This is a genomic window from Amycolatopsis sp. NPDC003861 (genome assembly GCF_053605405.1).
Map to the genome: position 1 here is coordinate 1 of NZ_JBSGJD010000431.1, position 4,479 is coordinate 4,479.

Below are 4,479 nucleotides of genomic sequence, written 5' to 3' on the forward strand. Positions count from 1 at the left end.
CGTCCGCGGTCGCCGCGTCCAGGCGCTCGCCGCGGGCCGGCGGCGCGGCGGGCGGCACACAGGTCAGCGGGGTGCTCCAGCGCCTGCGCCTCGCGCCGGGCGACGTCCCGATGCTGTGGTCGGCCGCGGACACCTGGCAGCTCTTCCCGTACTTCGGCGACACGGGCACCGAAGGCGTCGATGTCCTGCTGCGCGCGCTGAAGGGCCGGCTGGAGGCGGAGGAGATCGGCGACGACTCGGCGTGCGTGGTCGTCTGGCCCAGCCGGGACGCCGAGGCGATCCGCGCGTTCCTCGACCACGGCCTCGTCCCGCTCTCCGCGGTCGGCGTGCGCACCGCGCGCCCGCCGGAGGCCCGGCCGGAGATCGCGGTCCGGCGAGCCGGGCCGGACGACTACGACAGCGCGCTGAAGCTGGCCGAGGCGACGTTCGACTACACCGGGCTCGTCGCCGCGCCGCGCCGGGCGAACACCGCCGCGCTGCTGGGCCCCTCGCTGCGGAAGGCCCTCGCCGAGGCCGAGCCGCTCGTCTGGGTGGCCGAAGAGGACGGCGAAACCCGCGCGCTCGCGCACTGCGCGTGGGTGGACGCGACACCGGGCAGCGAGGCGGCCGAGTTGCTCCCGCTCGGCCGCTGGGGGTACGTGAACAACGTCGTCACCCTGCCGGGCGAACGCGGCGGCGGCTTCGGCCGGGCGCTGATGGCTCACGTGCACCGGGAGCTGCACCGGGGCGGCGCGACCCGCACGTACCTCTACTACAACCCGACCAACCCGCTGTCCTCGGTGTTCTGGCACCGGCAGGGTTATCGTCCACTGTGGACGACGTGGGAGGTGCGGCCGGCATCGGCGCTCCGGTGAGGGGGGAAGCGCCGCGGTGACCCGGCGCCGGCGAGGGTCGGCCCGGCGATCCGCCCCACCCGGCAAGCGATCCGGCCCGGCGTCCCGCACGATCCGCCCGGTGCCGCGAATGACTCGTCGCGGCGCAAGCCGAGCCGCCGTCGGACGTGCCGTCGTGACTTTGCCGGACCCACCCTCCGGCCCGGGGAAGCCGTGGGCGCCCCCGCCCGAGCTGCGCCGCGGCGGGCGAGGTGCGACAGTCGGCCGTGGCCTGCACTGTGAGCCACCCACAAGTGTGACGTGCGTCCGGTGATCTTGCCGCCTCCTCCTGCGCGGTCTAGTTTTTGAACTGACCGGTCAGTTCAAAAATTCGCGAAGCGGGAGAAACCGTGCAGGTCCGAGCCGATCGGGTGTCCCTCGAAGGGCACCACGGCACCTTGTTGCCGCCCACCTCACTGACCGTCGGCGAGGGCGACCTGGCGATCGTGCACGGCGAACCCGGTGTCGGCGTCACGGCGTTCGGCCTCGCGCTGGCGGGCCGGCTCAAGCCGACCACCGGCACGGTGCACGCCGAGGGCGTCGACGCCCCGCTGACCGAGCTCGTCGCGGTCGTGGACGCCCCCGGGGTCAGCGAACCGGACGACGCGCTGCCCCTGCGCGTGGTCGCCGGCGAGGAGCTGGCGCTGGCCCACCGCCCGGCGGGCAAGGAGGACGTCGCCCGCTGGCTCGCCGAGCACGACGCCGCGCCGTTCGCCGGCACGCGCTTCGAGAACCTCGCCCCCGCCCTGCGGACGCGGCTGCTCACCGAGCTCGCCGCCGAACGCAAGGGCGTGCGCGTGCTCGTGCTGGACACGCCCGACCGGCACACCAGCGACGTCGACGGCTGGGCGGGGCTGGCGCGCGAGGTGGCCGGACGCGGGCTGGCCGTCGTTGTCCTGGCCGCGACCACCCCGCTGTCCGCGCTGCCGTTCACCCCCGCGCTCGTCGGCGCGGCCGAGCAGCCGGCGCCGCAGAACTTCACTCCCCCCGAACCCACCGAAGAGCTCACCGAGAGCACTGACGGAGCCTCCGAATGAACGCCTTCCGGATCGCGCGCAACGAGCTGCGCCGCCTCTCCACCGGCACCCTGCCGAAGCTCGCGCTGGTCGCGCTCGTGCTGGTGCCCTTGCTCTACGCGTCCTTCTACCTCTACGCGAACTACGACCCCTACGGCCGGCTCGACAAGCTGCCCGCCGCGGTCTTCACCAGCGACACCGGCGCGAAGGACGCCGGCGGCCAGGAGCGCAACGTCGGCCGCGAGGTGACCGACGAGCTGGTCAAGTCCGGCACCTTCCAGTGGCACGAGGTGTCCGAGCAGGAGGCCCGCGACGGCGTCCGCGACGACAAGTACTCGTTCGCGATCGGCATCCCGAGCGGGTTCTCCGCGGCGCTGCTGTCGGTCGGCAACTTCCAGCCGCAGCAGGCGACGATCACGCTGACCACCAACGACGCCAACAACTACCTCTCCGGCACCATCGCCAAGCAGGTCGCCGAGCAGGTGCGCAAGACGATCGCGGAGAAGGTCGGCAGCGAGGCCGCGGACCGGTTCCTGGTCGGCTTCTCGACGATCTACGCCAAGATCCAGGAGGCCTCGACCGGCGCGGCGCAGCTCGCCGACGGCGCCACGCAGCTGAAGTCCGGGCAGCAGCAGCTGGCCGACGGCGCGGCGAAGCTCGCGGACGGCTCGTCGACGCTGGCGACCGGCCTCGGCACGCTCAAGAGCGCCACCGCGGCCCTCCCCTCCCAGACGCAGCAGCTCGCCAACGGCGCTTCGCAGGTGGCCGCCGGGAACCAGAAGGTCGCCGACGCCGCTTCGGTCGCCGCGACGGCGTCGTCCGACATCCAGGGCAAGCTCGACGGCTACCGCACCCAGCTCATGACCGACCTGCGCGGTGCCGGCGTGCCGGAGACCGAGGTCCAGGCGATCGTGGCCAAGGCCGACCAGCTGCGCTCCCCCGTCGACCAGGCGAACAGCAAGATCCAGCAGGCCAACGGCGACCTCGCGAAGCTGGCCGACGGCGCCCGCCAGGTGTCCGACGGCGCCGCCAAGCTCGCCGCGGCGTCCCCGCAGCTGGCGAGCGGCATCGCGCAGGCGTCGGACGGCGCGAACCAGCTGCGTGACGGCGCGTCCCGGCTCAGCGACGGCGAGAAGACCGCGGTCAACGGCACCAACCAGCTGGCCGACGGCGCGGTGAAGCTGCGCGACGGGCTCGCGGCCGGGCTCAAGCAGATCCCGAACCCCGACGACCCGACCCGCTCGGCGACGGCCAACACGATCGCGGACCCGGTGGCGGTGAACGCCAACGGCGAGGCGTCGGCGGGGACGTACGGCGCCGGCCTCGCGCCGTTCTTCATCTCGCTGGCCACCTGGATCGGCGCGTTCGTGCTGTTCCTGATTCTGCGCCCGCTCTCGACGCGCGCACTGACCGCGGGCGCGGCCCCGTTCCGGGTCGCCGTCGGCGGCTGGCTGTCCTCGGCGCTGCTGGGCATCGCGCAGGTGGTCGTCCTGTTCGGCGCGGTGACGTGGCTGGTCGGCATCCACATCGCCCACCCGCTGGAGGCGATCGGGTTCGCCGTGCTGGTGTCGCTGACGTTCACGTCGGTGGTGCACGCGCTCAACGCCTTCTTCGGCGCGGTCGGCAAGTTCCTCGGCCTGGTGCTGCTGGTGCTGCAGCTGGTGAGCGCCGGCGGCACGTTCCCGTGGCAGACGATCCCGGACGCGCTCTACCCGCTGCACGTGGTGCTGCCGATGGGGTACGCGATCGACGGCTTCCGCCACCTGTTCTACAGCGGCGCCTCGACGGGCCGGCTGCTCGGGGACATCGGCGTGCTGCTGGCCTATCTGGTGGGCGGAATCCTGGTGTCCACATTGGCCGCCCGCAAGCGTCGCGTGTGGACGGTGTCGGCCCTCAAGCCCGAGCTGAGCCTGTGAGCGGCGCGACGAAGCAGAAGCTCTTCGAGGCCACGCTGGAGCTCTCGAAGAGCCGGGGCCTGGTGGGCTTGACGGTCGACGACATCGCGGCGGCGGCGGGCGTCGCGAAGGGCACGGTGTACTACAACTTCGGCTCGAAGGACGGCCTGGTCGACGCCCTGCTGCGGTACGGCGTGGACATGCTGGCTCTCCGGCTCCGCTCGGCGGTCTCCGAGGGCGATCCGCTGGACGTGATCGAGGCGCAGGTCGACACGACGCTGGAGTTCATCGCGCAGTACCCGGGGTTTTCGCAGATCCTGGTGAGCGAGCTGTGGCGGACGCCGGGCCAGTGGCACGGAACGTTGTCGCTGCTGCGCGAGGAGATCATCTCGATCGTGAAGCAGCAGCTGTCCCGCTTGGACGAGGCCGGCCGGCTGCCGGAGGGAGTGCAGATCCCGACGGCGGCGGCCGGGCTGTTCGGCACGATGCTGGTGGTGGCGCTGGACTGGCAGGTGTTCGGGCCGCAGCGGACGCGGGCCGAGGTGCGGGACGCGGTGATGGTGCTGATCCGCGGCTTGGGCCGCCGCTGAGGTCGCGTCGCCGGTGTCGGCCGGGGCTCGCCGGGGCTCGCCGATGCGCCCCAATGTGGCGTTGGGTGCGTTGGACGCACCCAATGTGGCGTTCGGTGCGTCCAAC

Annotated in this window: 4 protein-coding genes; all 4 read left to right on the forward strand. The window is 72.9% G+C overall.

Annotated features, from left to right (window positions below):
- Positions 1-854: GNAT family N-acetyltransferase (locus tag ACWEVN_RS46725; RefSeq protein ID WP_452055567.1), on the forward strand; the 854-nt coding region annotated here is incomplete at its 5' end.
- A 368-nt stretch (positions 855-1,222) separates the two neighbouring features.
- Entirely contained in the window at positions 1,223-1,909 is a 687-nt protein-coding gene (locus ACWEVN_RS46730) for an ABC transporter ATP-binding protein (RefSeq protein WP_452055568.1), read from the forward strand.
- Positions 1,906-3,804 (forward strand): YhgE/Pip family protein, encoded by a 1,899-nt coding sequence (locus ACWEVN_RS46735; protein ID WP_452055569.1) that lies wholly within the window; start codon positions 1,906-1,908, stop codon positions 3,802-3,804. The genes ACWEVN_RS46730 and ACWEVN_RS46735 overlap by 4 nt, the downstream gene beginning before the upstream one ends.
- Positions 3,801-4,373, forward strand: a complete 573-nt coding sequence (locus ACWEVN_RS46740; protein WP_449685757.1) for a TetR/AcrR family transcriptional regulator — start codon at positions 3,801-3,803, stop codon at positions 4,371-4,373. Before ACWEVN_RS46735 ends, ACWEVN_RS46740 begins: the two co-directional genes overlap by 4 nt.
- Positions 4,374-4,479: the final 106 nt, after the last annotated feature.

Coding starts and splice junctions, on each gene's coding strand:
- ACWEVN_RS46735 (WP_452055569.1), top strand. CDS start 1,906: ATGAACGCCTTCCGGATCGCGCGCAACGAGCTGCGCCGCCTCTCCACC.